At 68.6% G+C, this 25,469-nt stretch carries 19 protein-coding genes and 1 pseudogene; 15 read left to right on the forward strand and 5 right to left on the reverse strand.

Annotated features, from left to right (window positions below; genetic code table 11):
- Positions 1–518: 518 nt before the first annotated feature.
- From efeU to cls, 6 genes are all read left to right on the forward strand, one after another.
- Entirely contained in the window at positions 519–1,349 is an 831-nt protein-coding gene (gene efeU, locus PcP3B5_RS30100; protein WP_043270199.1) for an iron uptake transporter permease EfeU, read from the forward strand.
- Positions 1,346–2,533 carry an iron uptake system protein EfeO gene (gene efeO, locus PcP3B5_RS30105; RefSeq protein WP_061563155.1) on the forward strand — a complete coding sequence of 396 codons (1,188 nt, stop codon included), beginning with the start codon at positions 1,346–1,348 and terminating at the stop codon, positions 2,531–2,533. The genes efeU and efeO (PcP3B5_RS30105) overlap by 4 nt, the downstream gene beginning before the upstream one ends.
- 15 nt (positions 2,534–2,548) lie before the next feature.
- Positions 2,549–3,826 (forward strand): iron uptake transporter deferrochelatase/peroxidase subunit, encoded by a 1,278-nt coding sequence (efeB, locus tag PcP3B5_RS30110; protein ID WP_061563156.1) that lies wholly within the window; start codon positions 2,549–2,551, stop codon positions 3,824–3,826.
- 29 nt (positions 3,827–3,855) lie between these two features.
- Positions 3,856–4,683: an iron uptake system protein EfeO gene (efeO, locus tag PcP3B5_RS30115; RefSeq protein WP_061563157.1), complete on the forward strand. Its 828-nt coding sequence runs from the start codon at positions 3,856–3,858 to the stop codon at positions 4,681–4,683.
- A gap of 135 nt (positions 4,684–4,818) precedes the next feature.
- Positions 4,819–5,067 (forward strand): hypothetical protein, encoded by a 249-nt coding sequence (locus PcP3B5_RS30120; RefSeq protein ID WP_009614343.1) that lies wholly within the window; start codon positions 4,819–4,821, stop codon positions 5,065–5,067.
- Between the two features lie 537 nt (positions 5,068–5,604).
- A complete protein-coding gene (gene cls, locus PcP3B5_RS30125; RefSeq protein ID WP_061563158.1) occupies positions 5,605–7,029 on the forward strand; it encodes a cardiolipin synthase in 1,425 nt (474 codons plus the stop codon).
- A gap of 418 nt (positions 7,030–7,447) precedes the next feature.
- Here cls and ahpF read toward each other — a convergent pair whose 3' ends face one another.
- The gene (ahpF, locus tag PcP3B5_RS30130) at positions 7,448–9,013 is read right to left on the reverse strand and encodes an alkyl hydroperoxide reductase subunit F (RefSeq protein WP_061563159.1); all 1,566 of its coding nucleotides are present in this window, start codon (positions 9,011–9,013) and stop codon (positions 7,448–7,450) included.
- A gap of 262 nt (positions 9,014–9,275) precedes the next feature.
- A complete protein-coding gene (gene ahpC, locus PcP3B5_RS30135; protein WP_009614349.1) occupies positions 9,276–9,839 on the reverse strand; it encodes an alkyl hydroperoxide reductase subunit C in 564 nt (187 codons plus the stop codon).
- A gap of 700 nt (positions 9,840–10,539) precedes the next feature.
- Between ahpC and xdhA the strand changes: the two genes are divergently transcribed.
- From xdhA to PcP3B5_RS32695, 5 genes and pseudogenes are all read left to right on the forward strand, one after another.
- A complete protein-coding gene (xdhA, locus tag PcP3B5_RS30140) occupies positions 10,540–11,964 on the forward strand; it encodes a xanthine dehydrogenase small subunit (protein WP_061563160.1) in 1,425 nt (474 codons plus the stop codon).
- On the forward strand, positions 11,957–14,545 hold the full coding sequence (gene xdhB / locus PcP3B5_RS30145; protein ID WP_061563161.1) for a xanthine dehydrogenase molybdopterin binding subunit: 2,589 nt from the start codon (positions 11,957–11,959) through the stop codon (positions 14,543–14,545). Before xdhA ends, xdhB begins: the two co-directional genes overlap by 8 nt.
- Positions 14,542–15,378: a xanthine dehydrogenase accessory protein XdhC gene (gene xdhC, locus PcP3B5_RS30150; RefSeq protein ID WP_061563162.1), complete on the forward strand. Its 837-nt coding sequence runs from the start codon at positions 14,542–14,544 to the stop codon at positions 15,376–15,378. Before xdhB ends, xdhC begins: the two co-directional genes overlap by 4 nt.
- A 284-nt stretch (positions 15,379–15,662) precedes the next feature.
- Positions 15,663–16,637: pseudogene (locus PcP3B5_RS32690) on the forward strand (cache domain-containing protein); the annotation flags it as partial.
- Positions 16,638–16,847: 210 nt separating this feature from the next.
- The gene (locus tag PcP3B5_RS32695) at positions 16,848–17,552 is read left to right on the forward strand and encodes a methyl-accepting chemotaxis protein (RefSeq protein ID WP_370311647.1); all 705 of its coding nucleotides are present in this window, start codon (positions 16,848–16,850) and stop codon (positions 17,550–17,552) included.
- An 876-nt stretch (positions 17,553–18,428) separates the two neighbouring features.
- Here PcP3B5_RS32695 and PcP3B5_RS30160 read toward each other — a convergent pair.
- Both PcP3B5_RS30160 and PcP3B5_RS30165 read right to left on the reverse strand, forming a co-directional pair.
- Positions 18,429–19,019 carry an IMPACT family protein gene (locus PcP3B5_RS30160; protein WP_061563164.1) on the reverse strand — a complete coding sequence of 197 codons (591 nt, stop codon included), beginning with the start codon at positions 19,017–19,019 and terminating at the stop codon, positions 18,429–18,431.
- Positions 19,016–19,684 (reverse strand): TetR/AcrR family transcriptional regulator, encoded by a 669-nt coding sequence (locus tag PcP3B5_RS30165; RefSeq protein ID WP_009614361.1) that lies wholly within the window; start codon positions 19,682–19,684, stop codon positions 19,016–19,018. Before PcP3B5_RS30165 ends, PcP3B5_RS30160 begins: the two co-directional genes overlap by 4 nt.
- Positions 19,685–20,135: 451 nt before the next feature.
- On the opposite strand from PcP3B5_RS30165, the gene PcP3B5_RS30170 reads away from it, so the two are divergent.
- Positions 20,136–21,440, forward strand: coding sequence for a CitMHS family transporter (locus PcP3B5_RS30170; protein ID WP_009614363.1), 1,305 nt, complete (start codon positions 20,136–20,138; stop codon positions 21,438–21,440).
- An 18-nt stretch (positions 21,441–21,458) separates the two neighbouring features.
- The gene (locus PcP3B5_RS30175) at positions 21,459–22,220 is read left to right on the forward strand and encodes a TerC family protein (RefSeq protein WP_061563165.1); all 762 of its coding nucleotides are present in this window, start codon (positions 21,459–21,461) and stop codon (positions 22,218–22,220) included.
- 4 nt (positions 22,221–22,224) lie between these two features.
- Here the strand turns inward: PcP3B5_RS30175 and PcP3B5_RS30180 are convergent, their stop codons facing one another.
- A complete protein-coding gene (locus PcP3B5_RS30180) occupies positions 22,225–22,716 on the reverse strand; it encodes an LEA/WHy family protein (RefSeq protein ID WP_061563166.1) in 492 nt (163 codons plus the stop codon).
- A 476-nt stretch (positions 22,717–23,192) separates the two neighbouring features.
- On the opposite strand from PcP3B5_RS30180, the gene PcP3B5_RS30185 reads away from it, so the two are divergent.
- Together PcP3B5_RS30185 and PcP3B5_RS30190 are read left to right on the forward strand one after the other, a co-directional pair.
- Complete coding sequence (locus tag PcP3B5_RS30185) at positions 23,193–24,908, forward strand: Na/Pi cotransporter family protein (protein WP_009614371.1); 1,716 nt, start codon at positions 23,193–23,195, stop codon at positions 24,906–24,908.
- A gap of 104 nt (positions 24,909–25,012) precedes the next feature.
- Complete coding sequence (locus tag PcP3B5_RS30190) at positions 25,013–25,336, forward strand: hypothetical protein (protein WP_061563167.1); 324 nt, start codon at positions 25,013–25,015, stop codon at positions 25,334–25,336.
- Positions 25,337–25,469: the final 133 nt, after the last annotated feature.

Raw genomic sequence — 25,469 nt, forward strand, 5'->3', positions numbered from 1 at the left:
GAAGGGAGAGGGGACCGTTGGGCAGAATCGGGTGTTCTGGAGTCAGCCGGCAACACCGAAGGTTTCCGGCTGAAACCATCACTTCTCTCGGCACGGACAAGCCCCCTCTCCCTTCAGGGAGAGGGTTGGGGAGAGGGAGCGGAGTCAACCCAGCGCGCCAGTACCACCGGGAGACCTGGTTCGCGAGCAAGCTCGCTCCTACGAAAAGCCAACCAGGACGAACAAAAAAATCCCCCACCGCGCCCGACGCGCGACAGGGGACGAAAGCGAGCCATCAAGGCTCCCAGTGTGACAAGCACCTACTTCGGTATCGACCGCAGCGGTATGGCTCCAGTGTGGCTGCTTCGCCAACTTCGGGTTTGCCGAAAACGACGTGCGCGTATCCGCCGCGGACAGGCAACGAAACTAGGCACGGCCCCTTAAGCAATCCTTAAGGCGACGACATCGAGAATCCTTCTTGTTTGCATTCTCAGCCGCCGCCGCCCCCTGCGCCGCGCGGCCCTGCCCCAGGTGAAACCATGCTGGTCCCCTTCCTGATCATGCTCCGCGAGGGCATGGAGGCCGCGCTCATCGTCGGCATCATCGCCAGCTACCTGCGCCGCACCGGGCGCGCGCACTGGATGCCGGCGGTGTGGATCGGGGTGTTCCTCGCCGCCGCCCTGGCGCTGTTCGTCGGCGCCGGGCTGGAGCTGGCCAGCGCCGAGTTCCCGCAGAAGCAGCAGGAACTGTTCGAAGCCCTGGTGGGCCTGGCCGCGGTGGCCATCCTCACTTCCATGGTGTTCTGGATGCGCAAGATGGCGCGCTCCATCAAGGGCGAGCTGCAGGCCGCGCTGGACCAGGCCTTCCACTCCCGCCACCAGGGCTATGCGCTGATCGCCATGGTGTTCCTCGCCGTGGCCCGCGAGGGCCTGGAGACGGTGTTCTTCCTGCTCGCCGTGTTCCAGCAGAGCGACGGCCCCGGCGCGCCGCTGGGGGCGCTGCTCGGCCTGGCGCTGGCGGTGGCCCTGGGCTACGGCATCTACAGCGGCGGCGTGCGCCTGAACCTGGCGCGCTTCTTCCGCTGGACCGGGCTGTTCATCCTGGTGGTGGCCGCCGGCATCCTCGCCAACGCGGTGCGCTCGCTGCACGAGGCCGGGGTCTGGAACCTGCTGCAGGCGCCCCTGTGGGACAGCGGCGCCAGCCTGCCCGAGGACGGCGCCCTGGGCTCGCTGCTGGCCGGGCTGTTCGGCTACCAGCAGAGCCCCACCCTGAGCACCCTCGGCGCCTGGCTGGCCTACCTGGCGCTGAGCCTGACGCTGTTCTTCCTGCCGCCGCGCCCCGCGGCCCCTGCCCGGAGCACCGCCGAATGAGCCTGCCGGAACCCCAGCCGCCGGTGGGCGCCCGCCGCCTGCTGCTCAACGCCGCGGTGGCGGCCTCGGCGGCCCTGGCCGTGCTCGCCGCGGCGGCCTTCTACTACGCCGCGCGCCACGCCCACCAGGCCAGGGTGGAAAACGACGAAGTGCAGGTCACGGTGCTGCCCCACGGCTGCCAGCCCAACGCCCTGAGCGTGCCGGCCGGGCAGGCGCGCTTCCGCATCCTCAACCGCTCCGACCGCGCGGTGGAGTGGGAAATCCTCGACGGCGTGATGGTGGTGGAGGAGCGCGAGAACATCGCCCCGGGCATGAGCCAGTCGCTCTCGGCCTACCTCGCCCCCGGCGACTACCAGGTCACCTGCGGCCTGCTCAGCAACCCCCACGGCAGCCTGCACGTCACCCCCAGCGCGGCCGCCAGCGCCGCCCGGCAGGCGCGCTCGCCGCTGCTGGACTTCGTCGCCCCGCTGGCCGAATACCGCGTCTACCTGGCCGGCCAGTTGCGCCAGCTGCAACGCGCCCTGGACGCCCTGCGTCAGGCCCTGGCGGCCAACGACCTCGGCGCCGCGCGCACGCATTACCTGGAAGGCCGCGCCGCCTACCAGCGCATCGCCGCCAGCGCCCAGCGCCTGGCCGAGCTGGACAACCGCATCGCCCCACGCGCCGACGCCTTCGAGCAGCGCGAGCAAGACCCGGCCTTCGGCGGCTTCCACCGCATCGAGTACGGCCTGTTCGCCCAGGACTCGACCGCCGGCCTGGCGCCGGTCGCCACGCAACTGCAGGCCGACGTCGCCACCCTGAAGGACGCCCTCATGGCCCAGTCGCTGCCGCCCGAACAGCTCTCCGGCAACGCCGCGCGGCTGCTGCGCAACCTGGCCGAGCAACGCGTGAACGGCGACGAGGAACGCTACAGCCACAGCGACCTGGCCGGCTTCGCCGCCAACCTGGAGGGCGCGCGCAAGGTCATCGACCTGTTGCGTCCGCTGCTGCAACGCAAGGCCCCCGAGCTGCCCGCGCGCCTGGACGCCGCCGCCGCGGCGCTCGACACCGGCCTCGCGCCACTGGCCGGCAAGCCCTACGACCAGGTCACGGCCGCCCAGCGCCAGCAGCTGGCCGCCGCGACCGCCCGCCTGGCCGAGGCGCTGGACGCCGTGGCGCCGGCCCTGGGCCTGGCCCAACCCTGATCCGAGGAAGTACCGATGCACAGTAACGACGACAGCCCCGCCAACGCCCAACGCCGCCGCGTGCTGCTCGGCCTCGGCGCCGCCGGTGTGGCCCTGGCCGGCGCCAGCCTGGCGGGCCCGGCGCGGGCCGCCGACACCGCGGCCGTCACCCATGCGCCGGCCAGCGAGCGCACCCAGGAGCGCAACGCCTGGTTCGGCCGCCACCAGCCGGGCATAGTCACGCCGCGCCCGGCGGCCGGGATGATCGTCGCCTTCGACGTGCTGGCCAGCGACCGCGCCGGCCTGGAGCGGCTGTTCCGGGTGCTCGACGAGCGTATCCGCTTCCTCATGGCCGGCGGAGCGGTGCAACAGGTCGACCCCAAGCTGCCGCCGCTGGACTCGGGCATCCTCGGCCCGGTGGTGATCCCGGACAACCTGACCGTCACCGTCTCCGTGGGCGACTCGCTGTTCGACGAGCGCTTCGGCCTGGCGGCGCGCAAGCCACGCCACCTGCAACCCATGGCCGGCTTCCCCAACGACGCCCTGGACCCGGCGCGCTGCCACGGCGACCTGTGCCTGCAGTTCTGCGCCAACACCCCGGACACCAACATCCACGCCCTGCGCGACATCGTGAAGAACACCCCGGACCTGCTGCTGGTGCGCTGGAAACAGGAAGGCAGCGTGCCGGTGCAGCCCAGCCGCCCCGGCCAGCCCACCGAGAGCGCGCGCAACTTCCTGGGCTTCCGCGACGGCTCGGCCAACCCCGACTCCAGCGACGAGGCGGCCATGCGCCGCATCGTCTGGGTGCAGCCCGGCAGCGGCGAGCCGGCCTGGGCGGCGGGCGGCAGCTACCAGGCGGTGCGCATCATCCGCAACTTCGTCGAACGCTGGGACCGCACCCCGCTGCAGGAGCAGGAAAGCATCATCGGCCGGATCAAGGCCAGCGGCGCGCCCCACGACGGCCGGGTGGAAACCGACGTGCCGGACTACGCCCGCGACGCCGAGGGCAAACGCACGCCGCTGGACGCCCACATCCGCCTGGCCAACCCGCGCACCGCGCAGAGCCAGGCCAACCTCATCCTGCGCCGGCCGTTCAACTACTCCAACGGCGCGGCCAGCAACGGCCAACTGGACATGGGCCTGCTGTTCATCTGCTACCAGGCGGACCTGGCGCGCGGCTTCATCGCCGTGCAGACGCGCCTGAACGGCGAGCCGCTGGAGGAATACCTGAAACCGCAAGGCGGCGGCTACTTCTTCGTCCTGCCCGGGGTCACCGGGCCGGACGACTTCCTCGGCCGCAGCCTGCTGGCCTGAACAACGACAACGCACTGGAGCCATCGGACATGAAACGCACCTCCCTCGCCCTGCTGTTCAGCCTCGGCCTGCTCGCCGCGCCGCTGGCCACCTTCGCCGCCACCGGCTCGCCGCTGGACCTGGTCGGCCCCATTGCCGACTACAAGCTCTACGTCACCGACAACCTCGACGAGCTGGTCAAGCGCACCCAGCAGTTCACCGACGCGGTGAAGCAGGGCGACCTGGCCACGGCGAAGAAGCTCTACGCGCCGACCCGCGTGTTCTATGAGTCGATCGAACCGGTGGCCGAGCTGTTCAGCGACCTGGACAGCGCCATCGACTCCCGCGAGGACGACCACGAGAAGAAGGTCGACGCCCCGGACTTCACCGGCTTCCACCGCATCGAGTACGGCCTGTTCAGCAAGAACAGCACCGAGGGCCTGGGCCCGCTGGCCGACAAGCTGATGGCCGACGTGCACGAGCTGCGCAAGCGCGTGGAAGGCCTGCCCTTCCCGCCGGAGAAGGTGGTCGGCGGCGCCGCCGCGCTGATGGAGGAAGTGGCCGCGACCAAGGTCAGCGGCGAGGAGGACCGCTACAGCCACACCGACCTGTACGACTTCCAGGGCAACGTCGACGGCGCCAAGAAGATCGTCGAACTGTTCCGCCCGCAACTGGCCAAGCAGGACCCGGCCTTCGTCGCCAAGGTGGAGAAGAACTTCGCCACGGTCGACGGCATCCTCGCCAAGTACAAGACCAGGGACGGCGGCTACCAGACCTACGACAAGCTCAGCGCCAAGGACCGCAAGGCCCTGGCCGGGCCGGTCAACACCCTGGCGGAAGACCTTTCGACCCTGCGCGGCAAGCTCGGCCTGAACTAAAGCCGGTCGCGGGCCGTCCCGGTCGGAAAACGACCTGCTCTTGCCTGTGAAGGACACTCCACCGGCCGGGTGCTTGCGCCCGGCCGGCGCTGTTCCGAGAATCCGGGGAAGCCCAACCTCACGGAGGACTCCGCGATGATGCACGCCGACCTGATCGACCAGGACGATTTCCGCGAACGCCTGCAGGCGCTGGGCTTCGCCGTTCCGCCGGACGTCACCGCGGAACAGGCCTGTGAATACGCGGTGCGCGCCCTTACCCCCGAACGCTCCATGGCCCTGCGCCGGCTGGTGGAAGAAATGCTGGGCGGCAACGCGACGCTGCTGCCGGCGGTGCGCGAGGCAATTTCGCGGCAGCTGCTGCCGGCGTTGGTGCCACGGCCCTGACTCGCGCTCTTCGCTCTTCGTAGGAGCGAGCTTGCTCGCGAACGGTGTTCTGCCGGGGCTTTGGGGCTTGTCCTGAAGAGCGCCCTCTCCCTAACCCTCTCCCTGAAGGGAGAGGGGACCGTTCGGAGCGTGTGGATATTCCCGAGTTAGCCGGCAACTCTGCGGTTTCCGGCTAAAGCCATGCTCTTCTCGGCACGGACTAGCCCCCTCTCCCTTCAGGGAGAGGGCTGGGGAGAGGGAACCACGGGCGGGCCAGCCCCCCAAAACCACCGGCCTCTCCCAAAGTCACCCAGTTGAATCCCCCGTTCGGCAACCAAGGCCAAACGGCGGATAACGCGGAGCGTTATCCGCCCTACGCCGCTTTTCCCCGCAATAGGCCAGGGTCGTGCCATGGTTCCCCGCCGGAGTCCCCCATGAGCGCGCTGCGCCTGGGCAAGGCCTACGAAACCTGGCGTGGCGAACTGCCGGGATGGCCGCGGCCCCCCGAGCGAGGCTAAGCTGCGCTAACACGCACGGCAGAAGGACTCGTTCGCGCGCATGCATTACTCCGCCTACATCGCCCATTTCCTGGTGGCCATCCAGATCCTCGGCGTGGTCGCCGCCGTCCACGCGGTGCTCACCGTGCGCACCGCGCAGGGCGCCATCGCCTGGGCCATTTCCCTGGTGTTCATGCCGCTGCTCACCCTGCTGCCCTACCTGGTGTTCGGCCGCAGCCGCTTCGACGCCTACATAGGCGCGCGGCGCCAGGCCAACGAGGAGATGCACCTGGCCGCCGCCGAGCTGGACTGGCGGCCCTGGGTGGAAGAGGCCCTGACGGCAAGCCAGTCGGAGAACTACAAGGCGCTCAAGGCCCTGACCGCGCTGGCGCGCATGCCGACCCTGGCGAACAATCACGTGCGCCTGCTGGTCAACGGCAAAGCCACCTTCGACGCCATCTTCGAGGCCATCGCCCAGGCCAGGCAGGTAGTGCTGGTGCAGTTCTTCATCGTCCGCGACGACGCCCTCGGCCAGCGCCTGGCGCAGCTGCTGCTGGAGCGCGCGGCCAACGGCGTGGAAGTCTTCCTGCTCTACGACGCCATCGGCAGCCACGGCCTGCCCGGGCGCTACGTCGAACGCCTGCGCGCCGGCGGCGTGCAGGTGCAGGCCTTCAGCACCGGGCACGGGGCGATCAACCGCTTCCAGCTGAACTTCCGCAACCACCGCAAGGTGGTGGTGGTCGACGGCCTGCGCGGCTTCGTCGGCGGGCACAACGTCGGCGTCGAATACCTGGGCGAGAAGCCGCCGCTGTCGCCCTGGCGCGACACCCACGTGGAACTGCGCGGCCCGGCCGTGGCCTGCCTGCAGGAGTGCTTCGCCGAGGACTGGTTCTGGGCCACCCACGCCCTGCCCACCCTGCTGCTGCCGGGCAGCTACGACGAGCAGGGGGTGATCTGCCAGGTGCTGGCCAGCGGCCCGGCGGACAAGCAGGAAACCTGCTCGCTGTTCTTCGTCGAGATGATCAACGCGGCCAGCGAAAGGGTGTGGATAACCACCCCGTACTTCATCCCCGACGAGGCGGTCAGCTCGGCCCTGCGCCTGGCCGCGCTGCGCGGCGTGGACGTGCGCATCCTGCTGCCCTCGCGCCCGGACCACCGCACCGTCTACGCCGCCTCCAGCCTCTATGCCCAGGACGCGGTGCGCGCCGGGGTGAAGGTGTACCGCTACCAGCCGGGCTTCCTGCACCAGAAGGTGGTGCTGGTGGACCACGACTGCGCCGCGGTGGGCAGCGCCAACCTGGACAACCGCTCGTTCCGGCTGAACTTCGAGATCATGCTGGTGACGGTGGACGAAGCCTTCGCCCGCGACGTGGAGAGCATGCTGCTGGCGGATTTCGAGCAGGCGGTGGAGCTGGGCACGGAGCGCAGCGGGCAGTTGCAGCAGCTGGGGATGCGGGTGGCGCGGTTGGTTTCGCCGATTCTTTGATGCTTGCGGGCTGGACTGGAGGCTTTTCGTAGGAGCACGCTTGCTCGCGAACCTGGCGGGCCCCGGTGCCAAGCCGTTCGCGAGCAAGCTCGCTCCTACGAGGAGAAGGTGTTCGCCGGTGGTTTCTGGTGTGGCGGGGATGCCGCTGCCCTCTCCCTAACCCTCTCCCTGAAGGGAGAGGGGACCGTTCGGAGCGCGCTGACACTTCGGCGTTAGCCGGCTTGCACCGAGCACCCGGCTGACAGCAAATCCCCTCTCGGCACGGACAAGCCCCCTCTCCCTTCAGGGCGGGGCGCGCAGCCGAGGGCTGGGGAGAGGGAACACACCCCCGAACACCATCGACCCCAGACAAAACACCCACAAAGAAAAACGCCCAGCTCACTCAAGTGAGCCGGGCGCTTCTACTAGCGCAAGGTCATCAGGCCGGCGCAGAACTACGGATCAGGTGATCGAAGGCCGACAACGAAGCCTTCGCCCCCTCGCCCACCGCAATCACGATCTGCTTGTACGGCACCGTAGTCACGTCACCGGCGGCGAAGATACCCGGCAGCGAAGTCTCGCCGCGCGCATCGACGATGATCTCGCCGCGCGGGGTCAGCTCGACGCTGCCCTTGAGCCACTCGGTGTTCGGCAGCAGGCCGATCTGCACGAAGATGCCCTCCAGCTCCACCGACTTGAACTCTTCCGAGTTGCGGTCCTTGTAGACCAGGCCGGTGACTTTCTGGCCGTCACCCTTCACTTCGCTGGTCAGCGCGCTGGTGATCACGTCCACATTCGGCAGGCTGTACAGCTTGCGTTGCAGCACGGCGTCGGCGCGCAGCTTGCTGTCGAACTCCAGCAGGGTCACGTGGGCGACGATGCCGGCCAGGTCGATGGCCGCCTCGACGCCGGAGTTGCCGCCGCCGATCACCGCCACGCGCTTGCCCTTGAACAGCGGGCCGTCGCAGTGCGGGCAGAAGCACACGCCCTTGGCCTTGTATTCCTGCTCGCCGGGCACGCCCATCTCGCGCCAGCGGGCGCCGGTGGCGAGGATCACGGTCTTGGCCTTGAGGCTGCCGCCGCCCTCGAACTTCACTTCGTGCAACTCGCCGGCATTCTTCGCCGGGACCAGCGCGCTGGCGCGCTGCAGGTTCATGATGTCGACCTCGTACTGCTTCACGTGCTCTTCCAGCGCGCGGGCCAGTTTCGGGCCTTCGGTCTCCTTCACCGAAATGAAGTTCTCGATGGCCATGGTGTCCAGCACCTGGCCGCCGAAGCGCTCGGCGGCGACACCCGTGCGGATGCCCTTACGCGCGGCGTAGATGGCCGCCGAGGCGCCGGCCGGGCCACCGCCCACCACCAGCACGTCGAAGGCTTCCTTGGCGGCCAGCTTCTCGGCTTCGCGGGCGGCGGCGCCGGTGTCGATCTTGGCGAGGATTTCTTCCACGCCCATGCGGCCCGCGCCGAAGACTTCGCCGTTCAGGTAGATGCTCGGCACCGACATGACCTGGCGCTTCTCCACCTCGTCCTGGAACAGCGCGCCGTCGATGGCGACGTGGCGGATGTTGGGGTTGAGCACCGCCATCAGGTTCAGCGCCTGGACCACGTCCGGGCAGTTCTGGCAGGACAGCGAGAAGTAGGTTTCGAACTCGAACTTGCCCTGGATGCCCTTGACCTGCTCGATGACTTCGGGCTCGAGCTTGGACGGGTGGCCGCCGACCTGCAGCAGGGCCAGCACCAGGGAAGTGAACTCGTGGCCCATGGGGATACCGGCGAAACGCAGGCCGATGTCCGCCCCCGGGCGGTTCAGCGAGAAGGACGGCTTGCGTTCGTCGCCGCCGTCTTCGCGCAGGGTGATCTTGTCGGTCAGGCCGACGATGTCGTGCAGCAGTTCGCTCAGCTCGCGGGATTTGTCGCTGTCATCGAGGGACGCGACTATCTCGAACGGCTGGGTGACCTTTTCCAGGTAGGCCTTCAACTGGGTCTTAAGATTGGCGTCCAACATGAATTCAGCTCCTACGAAATTCGGGCAAAAGGGTTCCCCGGCAGGCACGCTGGCCCGCCCTACGGCACGCTTTGGGCTTGGGTAGGAAGGGTGCCGGCAGGCACCCTCGGGGTATTGCGCAAAACGGATTGGGAGACGTCGTGAGCAAGCGCTCAGGCAAGGCGCGACCAGGCGCGGGCGCGGAGTTTACGAGCTGTAAATGACAAGCCCGCGCCTGGTCGCAACGCAGCATCAGCGCTGCGCAACAGCCTCCCGGCCGTTTTTAGATCTTGCCGACCAGGTCCAGGGAGGGAGCCAGGGTCTTCTCGCCTTCTTTCCACTTGGCCGGGCAGACTTCGCCCGGGTGAGCGGCGGTGTACTGGGCGGCTTTCAGCTTGCGCAGGGTCTCGGACACGTCACGGGCGATCTCGTTGCTGTGGATCTCGACGGTCTTGATCACGCCTTCCGGGTTGATCACGAAGGTGCCGCGCAGGGCCAGGCCTTCTTCCGGGATGTGCACGCCGAAGGCGTTGGTCAGCTGGTGGGTCGGGTCGCCGATCAGCGGGAACTGGGCCTTGCCCACGGCCGGGGAGGTTTCGTGCCAGACCTTGTGGGAGAAGTGGGTGTCGGTGGTGACGATGTAGACTTCGGCGCCAGCGTCGCGGAAAGCGGCGTAGTTGTTGGCGGCGTCTTCGATCTCGGTCGGGCAGTTGAAGGTGAAGGCTGCCGGCATGAAGATCAGGACCGACCACTTGCCCTTCAGGGACTGCTCGGTGACTTCGATGAACTTGCCGTTGTGGAAGGCGTTGACCTTGAACGGTTGGACTTGGGTGTTGATCAGGTTCATTCGGCATTCCTCGTAGAGATGGGTTGATCGAATTGGTTATGAAATTCGACGTGGGCAAGATTATCCACTATTAGCCCGGATGGCCCATTGATTTAGGCCATCAAACAAATTGGCTTTCTCTATCAGCGGACTTATAAAAGGAAGAGCACCGCTATCGATGAGCGATGCCATCCTCCATCCTGCACAACCGACACGACCGCCTCGTGACAGCTCGGTGCCCGGCCTTCCACGGCTGCCCCAGGGACACCGGGGCTAACCGCGCGAACGAGGTAGACCAGCGCATCCTGGGCGAAGAGCATCTTCCCGACCAACGGCAGCCCGCAAGCCATCAGCCGCAGCGGAGATGCCGGTGCGGGCCATGACCTATGCACCGTCGTAGGATGGCGTTGAGCGAAGCGATACCCATCGCCGCAACCGCATGGGTTTCGCAAGCTCAACCCATCCTACGGCAGCGCCCCGCCTGAGAGCTGTAAGCACGGCCGCCAGGGGCTGTGGGCATGGGCGGGCTTCACCAGTGGCGGGGGCCGAAGCAGTTTCCTGGCCAGCTGGTCAAAAAGCGCCGCAAGCCTATGCTTTGCTTATGGAGCCGGCCCTTTCGGCTGGCAGAGTTCGTGCCTTACCTGACCATATGGACAGCTTTTCCGCCGCGTCAGGCCCGCCCCCCGGCAGGCGCCGCGAGCGTGCTCCAGCGAGGTTACGCATGATCCAGTTCCTGCTCGACGACGAGCTGCGCCAGGTGGACGGCCTGGCGCCGGAAACGAGCCTGCTCGACTACCTGCGCACCCAACTGGGGCGCACCGGCACCAAGGAAGGCTGCGCCTCCGGCGACTGCGGCGCCTGCACCCTGGTGCTCGCCGAACCCGACGGCGAGGGCCTGCGCTACCGCGCGGTGAACGCCTGCATCACCCCGCTGGGCTCGCTGCACGGGCGCCAGCTGCTGACGGTGGAAAGTCTCGCCGAAGGCGAACGCCTGCACCCGGTGCAGCAGGCCATGGTGGACTGCCACGGCGCGCAGTGCGGCTTCTGCACCCCGGGCATCGTCATGTCGCTGTTCGCCTGGCGCCACGCGGCCTGCGAGCTCGACCGCGAGAGCGCGCTGACGGCCCTTTCCGGCAACCTGTGCCGCTGCACCGGCTACCGGCCGATCCTCGAAGCCGCCAGGCGCATCGCCGGCGACGCGCACGGGGATCGCTTCAGCGCCGCCGAACGCGCCACCGCCGAACGCCTGCGCGCCCTGCCCGCCGGTGCCAGCCTGGACGACGGCGAACAGCACGCCTGGCTGCCCACCACGCTGGAAGAGCTGGACACCCTGTTGATGAACTATCCACAGGCGCGCCTGGTGGCCGGCGCCACCGACCTGGCCCTGGAAGCGACCCAGGCGCTGAAGCGCTTCCCGCAACTGATCCACCTGGAGCGCGTGGCCGAGCTGCGCCGTCTGGAAGAACACCCCGATCACCTGCTGATCGGCGCCGCGCGGCCCTACGCCGACTGCCTGGAGGTCCTGCATGCCTTCCCCGGCGTGCCCGAGCTGCTGGAACGCCTGGGCTCGCTGCAGATCCGCCAGCGCGGCAGCCTCGGCGGCAACATCGCCAACGCCTCGCCCATCGGCGACATGCCGCCGGTGCTGCTGGCCCTGGATGCGCGCCTGCGTCTACGCCGCACCGGGCAGGTGCGCGAGGTGCCCATCGATGGCTTCTTCACCGGCTACCGGCAGAGCGTGCTGCAGCCGGGGGAATACATCGAGGCGATAGTTATCCCCAGGTTGAGGGAAGGCCAGCTGTTCCGTGTGGACAAAGTCTCCAAGCGCAGCGACGACGACATCTCCGCCGTGTGCCTGGCCCTGCGCCTGGACTTCGACGAGCAGGGCCTGGTGCGCGAGGCGCGCCTGGCCTGCGGCGGCATGGCCGCCACCCCGCTGCGCGGCCGCCGCAGCGAGGCCGCGCTGAGCGGCCGGGCGTTCGACGCCGCCGCCGTGGCCGCGGCCCAGGCCGCCCTGGCCGAAGACTTCCAGCCCATCGACGACCTGCGCGCCAGCGCCGCCTATCGCCTGAAGGTGGCGCAGAACCTGCTGCAACGCGCATTAGTGGAATACACGGCAACCCCTGCGGAGGTGCGCCATGCGTAGCCTGCCTCCCCTGGCCGCCAACGGCGGCGCCGGCGAAACCCGCAGCGCCGGCCAGGCCCGGCCCCACGACAGCGCCGAGCTGCACGTCAGCGGCGCGGCGCGCTACGTCGACGACATCAAGGAACCGCGCGAGCTGCTGCACGCCGCCGTCGGCCTCACGGACATCGCCTGCGGGGTTATCCACAAGCTGGACCTGGAGGCTGTGCGCAACGCCCCCGGCGTGGTCGCCGTGCTGACCCTGGACGACGTGCCCGGCCACACCGACATCGGCCCGGTGTTCCCCGGCGACCCGCTGCTGGCCGGCGAACGGGTGAAGTACCACGGCCAGGCGCTGTTCGCCGTGGCCGCGCAAACCCAGCTGCAGGCCCGCCGCGCCGTGCGCCTGGCCAAGGTGGAATACGCCGAGGAACAGCCGCTGCTGGACCCGCTGCGGGCCAAGGCCGAGGAACGCTTCGTGCGCCCGCCGCACTTCATGCGCCGCGGCGACGCCGAGCACGGTCTGGCCGCCGCGCCCTACGTGCTGCAGGCCAGCCAGTTCGTCGGCGGCCAGGAGCACTTCTACCTCGAAGGCCAGGTGTCCATGGCGCAGCCCACGGACGACGGCGGCATGTTCGTGTTCACCTCCAGCCAGCACCCCAGCGAGGTGCAGAAGCTGGTGGCCGAGGTGCTGGCCATTCCCCTGGCCAAGGTCACCGTGGAAGTGCGGCGCATGGGCGGCGGCTTCGGCGGCAAGGAAACCCAGGCCGCGCCCTGGGCCTGCCTGGCCGCGCTGCTGGCGCACAAGACCGGGTGCGCGGTGAAGCTGCGCCTGCCGCGCGCCGACGACATGCGCGCCACCGGCAAGCGCCACCCCTTCCACAACCGTTACCGCGTGGGCTTCGACGCCGAGGGCCGGTTGCTCGCCGCGCAACTGGAAGTGGTGGGCGACTGCGGCCACTCGCCGGACCTCTCCGACGCCATCGTCGACCGCGCCATGTTCCACGCCGACAACGCCTACTTCATCCCCGACGTGGCCGTGGCCGGCTACCGCAGCTTCACCAACATCGTTTCGCACACCGCCTTCCGCGGCTTCGGCGGGCCCCAGGGGATGATGCTGATCGAACGCGCCATGGACGACATCGCCCGCGCCGTCGGCCAGGACCCGCTGGACGTGCGCAAGCTCAACCTCTACGGCGGCAGCGGCCGCGACCTCACGCCCTACCACCAGCGCGTGGAACACAACCTGCTGGGCGAGCTGATCGAACGCCTGGAAGCCAGCAGCGACTACCGCGCCCGCCGCGCCGCCATCACTGCCTATAACGCAGGCAGCCCGGTACTGAAGCGCGGCCTGGCGCTGACCCCGGTGAAGTTCGGCATCAGCTTCACCGCCCAGCACCTGAACCAGGCCGGCGCGCTCGTCCACCTGTACAGCGACGGCAGCATCCAACTGAACCACGGCGGCACCGAGATGGGCCAGGGCCTGAACGTCAAGGTGGCGCAGATAGTCGCCGAGGAATTCCAGGTGCCGCTGGAGCGCGTGAGCATCACCGCCACGCGCACCGACAAGGTGCCCAACACCTCGCCCACCGCGGCCTCCAGCGGCACCGACCTGAACGGCATGGCCGCCCGCGACGCGGCCCGCACGCTGAAGGCGCGGCTGGCGGAATTCCTCGCCGCGCGCGAGGGCGTGACTCCCCAGGAAGTGCGCTTCGCCCACGGCCAGGTGCAAGTCCGGGACAAGGCGCTGGACTTCGCCGAGGTGGTACAGGCCGCCTACTTCGCGCGGGTGCAGCTGTCGGCCACCGGCTTCTACCGCACGCCGAAGATCCACTACGACCGCGAGACCGGCCAGGGCCATCCGTTCTTCTACTTCGCCTATGGCGCGGCGGTGTCCGAGGTGGAAGTAGACAGCCTGACCGGCGAATACCGCCTGCTGCGGGTGGACATCCTCCACGACGTGGGCCGCAGCCTGAACCCGGCCGTCGACATCGGCCAGATCGAGGGCGGTTTCGTCCAGGGCATGGGCTGGCTGACCAGCGAGGAACTGAAGTGGGACGCCAAGGGCCGCCTGCTCACCACGGGGCCGGCGACCTACAAGATCCCGGCGGTGAGCGACGTGCCGGAAGACTTCCGCGTGGCCCTGTTCGACCGGCCCAACGAAGAAGACAGCGTGTACCTGTCCAAGGCCGTGGGCGAGCCGCCGTTCATGCTGGCCATCTCGGTATGGTCGGCCCTGCGCGACGCCATCGCCAGCCTGGCGGACTACCGGGTGAGCCCGGCGCTGGATACGCCGGCGACTCCGGAGCGGGTGTTGTGGGCGTGCGAGGCGTTGAAGGGGTGGGCTGTGGATAGTTCGCTGGAAGACGCGGCATGCCCTCACCCTAGCCCTCTCCCGGAGGGAGAGGGGACCGTTTCGCGTGAAGCGAAACAACGGAGTCAGCCGGAAACTGTGGATAAATCTCCAACGCCATCAGTTTCCCGCCACACCGAACAAGCCCCCTCTCCCTTCAGGGAGAGGGCTGGGGAGAGGGAACCCACCTCACCGCCAGCACAGAAGTACCCAACCAACACCAGCAACCCACCCCAGGAGCCCACCCCATGACCCCCACCTGGATGGACGCCATCGCCCGCCTGCGCGACGGCGCCGAGCCCTACGTGCTGGTCACCGTCATCGGCGTGCAGGGCTCCACCCCGCGCGAGGCCGGCTGCAAGATGCTGGTCACCGCCGACGCCTGCTACGACACCATCGGCGGCGGTCACCTGGAACTGGCCGCCACCGAGCACGCCCGCCAGTTGCTGCTGGCCGGCAAGGACGCGCAGAGCCTGGAACACTTCCCCCTCGGCGCACGCCTGGGCCAGTGCTGCGGCGGCCGCGCCAGCCTGCTGTTCGAATGCTTCGCGGTGCGCGGGCCGCAGGTGCTGCTGTTCGGCGCCGGGCACGTCGGCCGCGCCCTGGCGCCGCTGCTGGCCGGGCTGCCGCTGCGTCTGGAATGGGTGGACAGCCGCGCCGCGGAATTCCCCGCCGAGTTACCCACAGGGGTGCGCTGCAGCCTGCTGGACGAACCGCTGGAGGCTGTGGATAAAGCCGCGCCGGGCAGCTACTACCTGATCATGACCCACAACCACCCGCTGGACTACGCTCTCGCCGAGGCCGTGCTCAAGCGCGGCGACGCCGGCTTCCTCGGCATGATCGGCTCGCGCACCAAGGCCCAGCGCTTCCGCATGCGCCTGGAGCAGCGCGGCTTTTCCACAGCCGCCATCGAATCCCTGCACTGCCCCATCGGCCTGCCCGAGGTGCCCGGCAAGCGCCCGCTGGAAGTGGCCATCGCCGTGGCCGCCCAGGTCATCGCCCGCTACCACCGCGACGCCCCGCCGCGCACCACGCGCAGCGGCGTCGAATGGAAAGCCCTGTGCAGCGAGGCAAACCATACGTAGGGCGAATAACCGTTCGCGGTTATCCGCCGTTTGACCTCGACCCCAGGCGCGCCTCGGATCTGGCCTCGAAGCGCCTGTCCGGGGTGCTCCGGGCCCGGCGCATCGGCCACCCCAGCCAACCCCAAAAAACCTGACCGACGGGACAACAGTTTTCCCCGGCCCCGCCGATAACCTCTTCGGCCCCCTCCCTACGCCCGTCTCCCGCCGCGAACGGATTCGCCGCGTGCCAAGAGGACAACAAGAACATGCGCCTTCGCAGCATCCAGACCCAACTCATCCTCGGCATGGGCAGCGCCCTGCTGCTCAGCCTGCTCATCGTGCTCGGCCTCTACGCCGTGCTGGTCAACCGCCTGAGCGAGCGCTACCTGCTCGAACAGGCGCTGCCGGCGAGCATCCAGGCCATCGCCAACGACTTCGAGCGCCAGCTCACCGGCCCGCTCACCGCCGCCGCCGGCATCGCCGACAACAGCCTGGTGCAGGACTGGCTGGCCGCCGGCGAGGACCCGGCGCGGCAGGCCGACTTCGTCCGCTACCTGGGCGGCATCCGCACTTCGCAACGGGCCTTCGCCGCGCTCATCGCCAGCCAGGCCAGCGACGCCTACTACAGCGACAAGGGCAAGGAACGCACCCTGTCCCGCGACAATCCGCAGGACGCCTGGTACTTCCGCTTCGTCGACAGCGGCCAGCCGCAGGTGCTGAACATCGACACCGACGTCGGCAGCGGCGAACTCACCCTGTTCATCGACCGCCGCGTCGAGCGCGACGGCAAGCTGCTGGGCATCGCCGGCCTGGGCCTGCGCATGGACGAGCTGTCCAGGCTGATCCGCGACTTCCGCTTCGGCCAGTCCGGCCGCGTGTACCTGGTGAAGAACGACGGCCAGGTGCAGATCCACCCCGACCCAGCCCGGACCCGCGGCAAGGCCCTGGCCGACCTGGTGGGCAGCGATGCGGCGCAGGCGCTTCTCGGCCATCCGGGCTTCCAGAGCAGCCGCTTCGAGCGCGACGGCGAAACCTACCTGGCCGCCAGCCTGCCGCTGCGCGACCTGGGCTGGACGCTGGTCAGCGAGGTGCCGGAGGCCGAGGTCTACGCCGACGCGCGCCAGGCCCTGCGCCTCTCCGGCCTGGCCGGCGCGGCGGTGGCGCTGCTCTGCCTGGGCCTGGTGGTATGGCTGGCCCGCGGCCTGGTGCGGCCGATCCGCCAGGTGACCACGGCGCTGCTGGACATCGGCGCCGGCGGCGGCGACCTGACCCGCCGCCTGGACGATGCCCGCGCCGACGAGCTGGGCGACCTGGCCCGCGGCTTCAACCGCTTCCTCGAAGGCCAGCGCCAGCTGATCGGCGCGGTACTGGCCACCAGCGAGCAACTGCAACGCAGCGTGGCCGAGGTGGCGCGGGTTGTGGATAACACTGCGGAACACGCCAGCCGCCAGCAGGAGATGACCGACATGGTGGCCACGGCGGTGAACGAGATGGGCAGCACCGTGCAGGAGATCGCGCGCAACGCCGAGCAGGCCGCCAGCGCCTCGCAGCAGGCTCGCGGCGAAGCCGGCCAGGCGCGCCAGGTGGTGGGCGGCGCGCTGCAGCATGGCGAGCGCATGTCCGCCGAGATCGGCCAGGCCGCGGAAGCCGTAGGCGACCTCGCGGCCCAGGTGGCGACCATCGACCAGGTGCTGGCGGTGATCCGCGGCATTTCCGAACAGACCAACCTGCTGGCGCTCAACGCCGCCATCGAGGCCGCCCGCGCCGGCGAACTGGGTCGCGGCTTCGCCGTGGTGGCCGACGAGGTGCGCACCCTGGCCGGGCGCACCCAGGGTTCCACCGACGAGATCCAGGCGATGATCCAGCGCCTCAAGCAGGGCGCCGAGCAGGCGGTCGGTTCCATGCAGTCCGGCCAGGCGGCCACCGGCGAGGGCCTGGCCGCCAGCCAGCGCGCCGGCGCCTCGCTGGGCGCCATCGCCGACCAGGTGGAGCGCATCAGCGACATCAACCACCAGGTCGCCGCCGCCACCGAGGAACAGAGCGCGGTCACCGAGGAAATCAACCGCAATGTCCAGGGCATCGCCGACCTGGCCCGCGCCACCGCCGGCGAGGTGCACCAGGGCCGCGAACAATGCCAGGCCCTGCGCGGCCTGGCCGACGACCTGCAGCGGCAGATGGGGCAGTTCCGGTTGTAACGACGTAGGGCGTATAACGCTCCGCGTTATACGCCGTTTGACCTTGGCGCCGGGCGCGCCCCGGATTTGGATTCGGAGCGCCTGTCCAGGGGCGCTTCGGGTTCGGACCAGAGGCCGGGAATGAGGACGGTGTAGCGGCGGATAACCGCGAACGGTTATTCGCCCTACGTTCCTGTTATCCACTGTTGAAAAGCGGTTTTCGCTGTCCACAGGCGGCAGGCTTCCACAGGGAGCCTCCATGGGCGCTTTTTTGCCTCGCCGATTTGTGGATACCTTTCTGCAGCCCAGCAATTCCGGTGACTTTTGCTCAAATAACGTACAGTTTTCGCCAGCCGGCGGCGGTTCTGGCACGGGCAGTTTTCCCCATAGGATATCCACAACACTGTCCACGGCCTCTGTGAGCAATCCACCCACCCGGCCGTGGAAAACCCCGATTCCACCGGCTTCTCCTCGCTCCTTCCCCTGCCCTGCATAAGTGCCGCCCATGGCACAGTTTTCCACCAGGATATTCACAGCTTGCCAAGGGCTTATACCGGACTTGTACAGGCCCCTTTTCCGAGGCTTCAAGACCTGGCCTAAGCCCTTGACTGGCGCGGCTTTCAGCCCGTTACAGAACAAAAAACGTACAGCCTCGCGCAGCCCCCGGAATGCCTGCTCCCGGGGCCTTCATCGACAGTTTTTCCACAGCCTTTCCCACGCTATCCGGGGATAGCCGAAAACGGCCTTTTCCGCCGTTTGCACAAATTCTGCGCAATGTCGCGCAAGCCCCGGCTGGCGAGGCCTAGAAAGGAGGGGACACAGTTTGTCCACAGGATGCCGCACAGGAACCGGGGACAAAACCCGCGTCCGCTGAAAAAGCCCTGGGGATAATTGCCTTCAGTCGTCGAGGCGGATGGCCTGGATGCGGCCGCGGCTGAGGTCGCCGAGCAGGCGTTGCAGCTCCTCGACCTTGGCATCGGGCAGGCTCAGGCGGATATCCACACCCTCGGCGCCGTAGGCTTCGTCCTCGATGCCGGCGCCCAGGGCGAGGATGCGCGCCTTGAGCAGCGCGTGCTCGGCGAAGCCGCAGGCGAAGGCCAGGCGGCTGCTGGGCACCAGTTCGATGCGCGCGGCGTCCTGCAGGCACTTGGCCGCGCAGCCGCCGTAGGCGCGGGCCAGGCCGCCGGTGCCGAGCTTGATGCCGCCGAACCAGCGGCTGACCAGCACCACCACGCGGTCCATGGCCTGGCCCTCGATGGCCGCGAGCATCGGCCGCCCGGCGGTGCCGCCGGGTTCGCCGTCGTCGCTGAAGCGGTATTGCGCGCCGAGCTTCCAGGCCCAGCAGTTGTGCCCGGCGCTGGCGTCGCGGTGGGCGGCGAGGAAGGCCTGGGCCTCGGCCTCGCTGGCGATGGGCGCGGCCAGGCAGGTGAAGCGGCTCTTACGGATTTCCTCGGCGTAGCTGGCCGGGCCGGCGAGGGTGAAGCTCATGCCGTGGCCGGCGGCGTCAGCCCGCAGCCCTTGAGGATGATGCGGATGAGGTTGTCGGCGGCGTCGTTGAAGTCCTGCCGGGACATGCGCTTGCGCCCGGTGACGAAGGCGATCTGGGTGGCGAAGTCGGCGTAGTGCTGGGTGCTGCCCCAGAGCAGGAAGATCAGGTTGACCGGGTCCACCGGGTCCATCTTGCCGGCGGCGATCCAGGCCTCGAACACCGCCGCGCGGCCGCGGAACCAGGCGCGGTAGTCCTGGTTGAAGTGGCTGCTCAGGCACTGCCCGCCGCTGATGATCTCCATGGCGAAGATGCGCGAGGCCAGCGGGTGGCGGCGGGAGAACTCCATCTTGGCGCGGATGTAGCCGGCCAGGGCGGTGGCCGGGTCGTCCTCGGCGGACAGGTGGTTGAAGGTGCTGTCCCAGAGGTCGAGGATGTTGCCCAGCACTGCGGTGTAGAGTCCCAGCTTGTTGCTGAAGTAGTAGTGCAGGTTGGCCTTGGGCAGGTCGGCGCGCAGGGCGATGGCGTTCATGCTGGTGCCCTTGAAGCCGTGGCGGGCGAACTCTTCTTCGGCGGCGGCGAGGATGACTTCCTCGTTCTTCTGGCGAATGCGGCCGGCGGGCTTGTCGGCGCCTTCGGCAAGGTGGGCTGGCACTGGGAAAGTCATACGGCGTATCCATGGCTTCAGCGAAAGGGCGAAGCATGGATAACCCAGGCGGGGCGGGGGATTCAAGCGAATCCGGCGTTTTTCCCGCGGTGCACCGCAACGGGGCGGGGGAATGCCCCGCAGGGGCATGAGGAACGCCGACGTAGGATGGGTTGAGCGCAGCGATACCCATCGCCACGCCCGCATGGGTTTCGCCAAGGCTCAACCCATCCTACGAAGAGCCCGTTCTGAAACATCCAGAAACACCAGCCCTTAGCCGACGATCGCCGGTTTTTCCCAAGAAAGGCTGCTGAAAGCTTGAGCCCCTAGCATCCGCCCTCCCCTCCGCTGCCCGGCGGCGGGTTATCCGCACAAGAACAACACGGGTGATGCCATGACACGCTTGAACCGCCGACCCGCCCCGTCCCTGCCCGGCCACCCGCCGCGCTGACCCCCGACGGAGGCCCTCCCGATGCTGACCCTGCTCGCCTTCGCCATGGTGGCGACCTTCATGCTTCTGATCATGACGCGGCGCCTCTCGGCGCTCATCGCGCTGATCCTGGTGCCCATCGCCTTCGCCCTGCTCGGCGGCTTCGCCGCGGGCCTCGGGCCGATGATGCTCGACGGCATCCGCACCCTGGCGCCCACCGGGGTGATGCTGATGTTCGCCATCCTCTACTTCGCCATCATGATCGACTCGGGGCTGTTCGACCCGGCGGTGCGCAAGATCCTGCGGCTGGTCAAGGGCGACCCGCTGAAGGTGTCGATGGGCACCGCCGCGCTGGCGATGATCGTCTCCCTGGATGGCGACGGCTCCACCACCTACATGATCTGCGTGGCCGCGGTGCTGCCGCTGTACCAGCGCCTGGGCATGAGCCCGCTGCTGATGGCCTGCCTGATCATGCTCTCCAGCGGCGTGCTCAACATGACCCCCTGGGGCGGCCCCACCGCCCGCGCCGCCAGCGCCCTGCACGTGGACCCGGCGGACATCTTCGTGCCGATGATCCCGGCGATGGTCGCGGGCCTGGCGACGGTGTTCGCCATCGCCTGGGCCTACGGCAAGCGCGAGCGCGCGCGCCTGGGCCAGTTGCACCTTCCCGGCGAGCACCTGGACGCGGCCGAGGTCAGCGTCTCGCAGTACCCCGAGGCGCGGCGGCCGAAGCTCCTGTGGTTCAACGGCGCGCTGACGCTGGTGCTGATGGGCACGCTGATCGCCGGGCTGCTGCCGATGCCGGTGCTGTTCATGATCGCCTTCAGCATCGCCATGATCGTCAACTACCCGTGCATCCTGGAGCAGAAGAAGCGCATCGGCGCCCATGCCGAGAACGTGCTGGCGGTGGTCTCGCTGATCTTCGCCGCCGGCGTGTTCACCGGCATCCTCTCCGGAACCGGGATGGTCGAGGCCATGTCGAAGAGCCTGCTGGCGGTGATCCCGCCGGCATTGGGGCCGTATCTTGCGACCATCACCGCGCTGGTCAGCCTGCCGTTCACCTTCTTCATGTCCAACGACGCCTTCTACTACGGCGTGCTGCCGGTGCTGACCCAGGCCGCCGCGCAGTACGGCATCACCCCGGTGGAAATGGCCCGCGCCTCGATCGTCGGCCAGCCGGTGCACCTGCTCAGCCCGCTGGTGCCCTCCACCTACCTGCTGGTGGGGCTGGCCAAGGTGGACTTCGGCGACCACCAGCGCTTCACCCTGCGCTGGGCAGTGCTGGTCTGTCTCGCTATCCTCGCCGCCGCCCTGCTGCTGGGGCTGTTCCCCCTGTTCAACGACTGACGACTGGTAAAACCGCAAATGGAATGGCTGACCAACCCGGAAATCTGGGTCGCGCTCCTCACCCTGACCGCCCTGGAGATCGTCCTGGGCATCGACAACATCATCATGATCTCCATCCTCGTGGGGCGCATGCCCAAGGCCATGCAGGCGCGCACGCGGCTGTTCGGCCTGGCCCTGGCGATGGTCACGCGCATCCTCCTGCTGCTGTCGATCACCTGGGTGATGCGCCTGACCGCCGACCTCTTCACGGTGTTCGAGCAGGGCATTTCCGGGCGTGACCTGATCCTGTTCTTCGGCGGCCTGTTCCTGCTGTGGAAGAGCAGCAGCGAGATCTACCACGGCCTGGAAGGCGAGGACGAGACCGAACAGCAGCCCAAGAGCCTGCTCGGCGGCTTCCTCGGCACCATCGTGCAGATCGCCATCATCGACATCGTGTTCTCGCTGGACTCGGTGATCACCGCGGTGGGCATGGTCTCCAACGTGCCGGTGATGGTCGCCGCCATCGTCGTCGCGGTGCTGGTGATGATGCTCGCCTCCGGCGCCATCAGCGACTTCATCGACAAGCACCCGTCGCTGAAGATGCTGGCGCTGTCGTTCCTCATCGTGGTCGGCACCGTGCTCATCGCCGAAGCCTTCGAGGTCCACGTACCCAAGGGCTACGTCTACTTCGCCATGGCCTTCTCGCTGGCGGTGGAAGCGCTGAACATCCGCATGCGCACGGCGCGCGGGCGCAAGCCGATCGAGCCGGTGCAGCTGCGCCGGGACATTCCCGGCCAGTAGCGCCCTAGAGCGTCGGCAAGGGCGCCCCGGCCGGCCACTCCAGGGTGCCCTTGTCGCTGAAGCGAGCGGTGCCGAACAGGCCGCCGCCGAGCTTGCCGCTGATTTCGTAGGGCATGCCCTGGCGCGGCGGCGCGTTGCCCAGGCCCCAGGCCTGGCGCACCATGCGGAAGGCGGAGATGCTCACCGGCACGCTGAGCACCGCCTCGCCGAAGCGCGGTACCTGCCCGCGCTGGTCGCTCACCCCGCTGGCCAGCGGGCGGCCGTTGATGCTCAGGTCCAGGGCCACGCCGTCGTAGTCGATGTCGCGGTCGTTGGGGTTCTGCACCCGCAGCTTGACCGCGAAGCGCGCTTCCATGCCCTGCCCGGCCAGGGGCTCCAGACCCACCAGGTCGATCTTCAGCGGGTCGTTGCCGAACAGGCTGGCGCAGGCGCCCAGGCCCAGGATCAGGCCGAGGGCGAGGAACAGGCGCAGGGTGGCGAGAAGGCGCTTGGGCATTGGAGTTTCCGCTGGCGATGTGTCCGGGGCAGTCTAGCCCGCGGCGGTGGCCGGGAGAAACCGTGGTTCGGATACCCCTATGTAGGAGCGGGCCCTGCCCGCGATTCGCGCGCAGGGCGCGCTCCTACAGGGAAATGGTGCGGGTGGCGCAGTTGCGCTGATGGGTATCGCTTCGCTCAACGCCATCCTACGAAAAGCCGTGCTTCCCGGAACCGTAGGATCTCATCCGCGAATCGCGCCGATATTTCCGGCTATCGCGGACAAGGTCCTACGATCGCGATTTTCCGAGCCCCCCCCTGCAAAACCCCGCCCCAACGGCTTTACTCAAGGTAAACACCCCGACGAATCAGCATCTTGTCGAACCCCCGAGGGACCGCAGGGGTCTACCATGACAATTAGATGACAGAAAAATCGGCCAGAGTCGTCCCACAGCGTAGTCACGCCTGGGCGGCCATGCAGTAACGAGGGGGGCCGCCATGCTGACACTGCTCAACCTGCTTTCCGCCGTCGCCTTGCTGGTGTGGGGCACGCACATCGTGCGCACCGGCATCCTCCGGGTGTACGGCAGCGACCTGCGGCGCATTCTCAGCCGCAGCGTGCAGAAACGGCCGCTGGCCTTCGCCGCCGGCATCGGCGTCACCGCATTGGTGCAGAGCAGCAACGCCACCGCGCTGCTGGCCACTTCCTTCGTCGCCAGCGGGCTGATGGCGCTGGCCCCGGCGCTGGCGATCATGCTCGGCGCCGACGTCGGGACGGCGCTGATGGCGCGGGTGCTGACCCTCGACCTGTCGTGGCTGTCGCCGCTGCTGATCTTCTTCGGGGTGATCTTCTTCCTCACCCGCAAGCAGACGCGCCTGGGCCAGCTGGGCCGGGTATTCATCGGCCTGGGCCTGATCATCCTGGCGCTGCAGCTGATCGTCGAGGCCGCCGAACCCATGACCCAGGCCAAGGGCGTGAAGGTGCTGTTCTCCAGCCTCACCGGCGACGTCATGCTCGACGCCCTGACCGGCGCGCTGTTCGCCATGATCTCCTACTCCAGCCTGGCCGCCGTGCTGCTCACCGCGACCCTCGCCACCTCTAAGGTGATCTCGCTGAAGGTCGCGCTGTGCCTGGTGGTGGGCGCCAACCTGGGCACCGGCATCCTCGCCCTGATCGGTTCCACCTCGCAGAACGCCGCCGGCCGCCGGGTGGCCCTGGGCAGCCTGCTGTTCAAGGTCGCCGGCTGCGTGCTGGTGCTGCCGCTGATCGGCCCGCTGGCGCAGTGGGTGGACGGCTGGCCGTTCCGCACCCAGGAGCTGGTGATCGCCTTCCACGTGCTCTACAACTCGGTGCGCTGCCTCGCCTGCCTGCCGCTGACCACCCAGATGGCCGCCTTCTGCACGCGCATCATGCCCGACCGCGCCGCCCCCGAGGACCGCGTGCGCCCGCGCCACCTCGACCCGGCGGCGCTGGACACGCCGAGCCTGGCGCTGGTCAACGCGGTGCGCGAGACGCTGCGCATGGGCGACATCGTCGAGCAGATGCTGATCAACCTGCTGCAGGTGACCCGCGGCGGCGACCCGCTGCTGGGCAAGGAAATCCGCAAGCTCGACGACGACGTCGACGCGCTCTACACGGCGATCAAGCTGTACCTGGCGCGCATGCCCCGCGAGGATTTGAGCGAGCGCGACAGCCGGCGCTGGGCCGAGGTCATCGAGCTGGCCATCAACCTGGAGCAGGCCGGCGACATCATCGAGCATATGCTCAGCGCCGTGCAGGACAAGAAGACCTCGCGCAGCCGCTCCTTCTCGGACAACGGCCTGGCCGAGATCACCGCGCTGCACAGCCAGCTGCTGGTCAACCTGCGCCTGAGCCTGTCGGTGTTCCTCAACGGCGACCAGGAAGGCGCGCGGCGCCTGCGCCGGGCCAAGCAGCGCTTCCGCCTGCAGGAGCGCCGCTACGCCCACGCCCACGTCGACCGCCTGCGCCAGCAGGTGGTGCAGAGCATCGAGACCAGCTCGCTGCACCTGGACCTGATCGCCGACATGAAGCGCCTGAACTCGCTGTTCTGCGCCATCGCCTATGCCGTCCTCGACAACCCCGAGGCCGGCAGCGGCGAGGAGGCCGAGGACGACTACGTCGAGCAGGCCCTGGAAGACGCCGCCCAACCGCCGGGCCATGGCGTGCCGCCAGGCTCCAGCGCGGCCGGCTGAGGCCCCCGGCATGCGGCAGCTCGCCGCGGGACTGATCCGCGTCAATGCCCGGGCATGGCGTTCGGCTAGGGTAATGGCCCTTTGCCATCCACGAGCATGACGCCATGACCCTTAGCCGGCTTCCGGCCCAGTTATTGGTGACCTCCCAGGACGAGAGCGTGGCGCGCCAGGTGCGCGCCCTGCTCACGGTCTACCAGGTGCCCTGCGCGGTACTCGCCGGCCCCGGCGACTGCGAGCAGGCCCCGCTGTGCCGCTGGTTCAAGGATGCCGCGCTGAGCGATACCGCGCGCCTGCACGCCCTGCTGGCCGACGCCGTCGGCGTGCTCGAACGCAGCCGCCACGCCTTCCGCTCGCGCGAGCTGGGGCAACTGCGGCGGCGCCTGGAGGCCGCATTGCGGGAGTTGTCCGCCTCCCCGCCGATGGTGTAAAAAACCCCGACCAACGTTCCGCCACCGCGGAAGCCGGCTTTGCCGGGCAGGACGCCAAGGGCCTGCAAGACAAAGCGCCACGCCTGTCGCCGAATTCATCGTGCGACGGGCGCGGCGCTTTTTTCATGCCCGC

The sequence above is a fragment of the Pseudomonas citronellolis genome (genome assembly GCF_001586155.1).
Taxonomy (GTDB): Bacteria; Pseudomonadota; Gammaproteobacteria; order Pseudomonadales; family Pseudomonadaceae; genus Pseudomonas; species Pseudomonas citronellolis.

What these genes read in the sequence shown, in the direction of transcription:
- PcP3B5_RS30170 (WP_009614363.1), top strand. Translation starts at nt 20,136, where the DNA reads ATGCTGACCCTGCTCGCCTTCGCCATGGTGGCGACCTTCATGCTTCTG.
- cls (WP_061563158.1), top strand. Translation starts at nt 5,605, where the DNA reads ATGCATTACTCCGCCTACATCGCCCATTTCCTGGTGGCCATCCAGATC.
- xdhA (WP_061563160.1), top strand. Translation starts at nt 10,540, where the DNA reads ATGATCCAGTTCCTGCTCGACGACGAGCTGCGCCAGGTGGACGGCCTG.
- efeO (WP_061563155.1), top strand. Translation starts at nt 1,346, where the DNA reads ATGAGCCTGCCGGAACCCCAGCCGCCGGTGGGCGCCCGCCGCCTGCTG.
- xdhC (WP_061563162.1), top strand. Translation starts at nt 14,542, where the DNA reads ATGACCCCCACCTGGATGGACGCCATCGCCCGCCTGCGCGACGGCGCC.
- PcP3B5_RS32695 (WP_370311647.1), top strand. Translation starts at nt 16,848, where the DNA reads ATGGGCAGCACCGTGCAGGAGATCGCGCGCAACGCCGAGCAGGCCGCC.
- ahpC (WP_009614349.1), bottom strand. Translation starts at nt 9,839, where the DNA reads ATGAACCTGATCAACACCCAAGTCCAACCGTTCAAGGTCAACGCCTTC.
- ahpF (WP_061563159.1), bottom strand. Translation starts at nt 9,013, where the DNA reads ATGTTGGACGCCAATCTTAAGACCCAGTTGAAGGCCTACCTGGAAAAG.
- PcP3B5_RS30175 (WP_061563165.1), top strand. Translation starts at nt 21,459, where the DNA reads ATGGAATGGCTGACCAACCCGGAAATCTGGGTCGCGCTCCTCACCCTG.
- efeO (WP_061563157.1), top strand. Translation starts at nt 3,856, where the DNA reads ATGAAACGCACCTCCCTCGCCCTGCTGTTCAGCCTCGGCCTGCTCGCC.
- PcP3B5_RS30180 (WP_061563166.1), bottom strand. Translation starts at nt 22,716, where the DNA reads ATGCCCAAGCGCCTTCTCGCCACCCTGCGCCTGTTCCTCGCCCTCGGC.
- efeU (WP_043270199.1), top strand. Translation starts at nt 519, where the DNA reads ATGCTGGTCCCCTTCCTGATCATGCTCCGCGAGGGCATGGAGGCCGCG.
- xdhB (WP_061563161.1), top strand. Translation starts at nt 11,957, where the DNA reads ATGCGTAGCCTGCCTCCCCTGGCCGCCAACGGCGGCGCCGGCGAAACC.
- PcP3B5_RS30120 (WP_009614343.1), top strand. Translation starts at nt 4,819, where the DNA reads ATGATGCACGCCGACCTGATCGACCAGGACGATTTCCGCGAACGCCTG.
- PcP3B5_RS30190 (WP_061563167.1), top strand. Translation starts at nt 25,013, where the DNA reads ATGACCCTTAGCCGGCTTCCGGCCCAGTTATTGGTGACCTCCCAGGAC.
- PcP3B5_RS30165 (WP_009614361.1), bottom strand. Translation starts at nt 19,684, where the DNA reads ATGACTTTCCCAGTGCCAGCCCACCTTGCCGAAGGCGCCGACAAGCCC.
- PcP3B5_RS30185 (WP_009614371.1), top strand. Translation starts at nt 23,193, where the DNA reads ATGCTGACACTGCTCAACCTGCTTTCCGCCGTCGCCTTGCTGGTGTGG.
- efeB (WP_061563156.1), top strand. Translation starts at nt 2,549, where the DNA reads ATGCACAGTAACGACGACAGCCCCGCCAACGCCCAACGCCGCCGCGTG.
- PcP3B5_RS30160 (WP_061563164.1), bottom strand. Translation starts at nt 19,019, where the DNA reads ATGAGCTTCACCCTCGCCGGCCCGGCCAGCTACGCCGAGGAAATCCGT.